Source organism: Bradyrhizobium sp. (assembly GCF_049581145.1).
Taxonomy (GTDB): Bacteria; Pseudomonadota; Alphaproteobacteria; order Rhizobiales; family Xanthobacteraceae; genus Bradyrhizobium.
Map to the genome: position 1 here is coordinate 1 of NZ_JBAURI010000450.1, position 1569 is coordinate 1569.

At 61.5% G+C, this 1569-nt stretch carries 1 protein-coding gene and 1 pseudogene; both read right to left on the reverse strand.

Features of this window, described 5'->3' with window-relative positions; genetic code table 11:
* Positions 1 to 698, reverse strand: a 698-nt coding sequence (locus tag WCB02_RS14565) for an RNA polymerase sigma factor region1.1 domain-containing protein (RefSeq protein WP_423958922.1), incomplete at its 3' end; no start/stop codon positions are given.
* Between the two features lie 256 nt (positions 699 to 954).
* Positions 955 to 1569 (reverse strand): annotated as a pseudogene (locus tag WCB02_RS14570) (DNA primase); the annotation flags it as partial.

Here is a 1569-nt window from a genome sequence, read left to right on the forward strand (position 1 = left end):
CCGTTGGCGACCGGCTGGCCGTCAGGGCCGACCGGCGCGCCGATCAATGCCGGATTCAAATTGTTCTTGGCTTCGGGGCCGGCATAGGTGGCTTCGAGATCGATGATGTCGCGAAGGAAGATCTTTCCCTCGTTCAACTCGTCGCGCCAGATGATGATGGCCTGGAAGGTGAGCGGGCTTTCGCACAGCCCTGCAATCATCGCCTCGCGGCCGGCCTCGATGCGCTTCGCAATCGCGATTTCGCCCTCGCGGGAGAGCAGCTCCACCGTGCCCATCTCGCGCAGATACATCCGCACGGGATCGTCGGTGCGCTCACCCGGCTCGGACTTCTTGACCTCGGTGACGGCCTTCTGCGTGACCTCGACAAGTTCGTTGTCGGTTTCGTCGTCGGCCTCGTCCTTGTCGTCCTCACTGTCGGAATCGTCGGCCTCGGTGACATTGATGCCCATGTCCGACAGCATCGACATGATGTCTTCGATCTGCTCCGGCGAGGTGGTGTCGGAGGGAAGCACCTCGTTGAGCTGATCGAAGGTGACGAAGCCGCGCTTCTTGGCCTGCTTGATCATCTTCTTGACGGCGGCATCCGAAAGGTCGAGCAACGGCGAGGGGGCGTCGGTGGAATCCTTCTCAGGGGCGTCCGCTGCCTTGTCGTCCTTTTCCTTGTCTTTTACCTGCAGCGTTTTTGCCTTGCTGGCCATTCATTGCTCCCAACCGCGCTTCTCACGCCAGATTGCGTTGCCGCGCCGTTCTGCTTCATTCACACTGTTTTTGACGCGGAAAGGGCGGCGCAATACTCCGCCACCCCCCGAATCCCTGTCGCTGGTTCGCCCCGTATAGCCTTCCGGCCGTTAAGTTTCGATTTACCCTGTTCTGGCAGCCGAAGTTTTTGCAGCCAAACCACGGGTTTGGCGAGTCTTTTAGCGGCTCCGGCGGGAACCGTCCGCACTATTTTCATCAGACGCTTCGCTGGAAGCGGCCGGACGGCTCGCCAAAACCCTCGATCAGAGCCTCGGTACCGTCCATTTCCGCCATCCGGGCCTTGATATCCTTGAGCCAAGCCAAATTCGCCTCGCTGGAATCCTCACCCAAGGCCAGCTCGGCGTCTTTCAGCTCCCTAAGTAATGAGTGCCATTGCCGATGCAAGGCGACAAGCTGTTGGAATGTCGAAAGAACATCCTCGCGCGCCGCGCCGGCGCGCGCGCCCCATACCGCAGCCGTCGTGATCACCCGCTCAACCCGTTGAAGAAGCAATGAAAATCCAGCCAGGGCGAGGTCGGCGCGCATTTTCTCAGCCTGTTCGGAGGGATCCCGGGAGTGGTGATGGTCGTTGGCAAACGCCGCGATGATGCCGGCGCGCAGCTTATGGGCTTCGGGATGCGCCAGTTCCAGCGCCGCGACCTCCTCGAGGTGATCATCCAGCACCCAGGGATGGTTGATCAGGCACTGCAGGATCAGGGACTCGCGGCGTGAAAAGGCGCTGCGCTGACCGCGCATGATCGGGCTGGTCGCAAACTGCTGGCTTGCCGCCTGATAGGGCCCGCGCGGCAGGCTTTGCGGGGCGGCTACCCC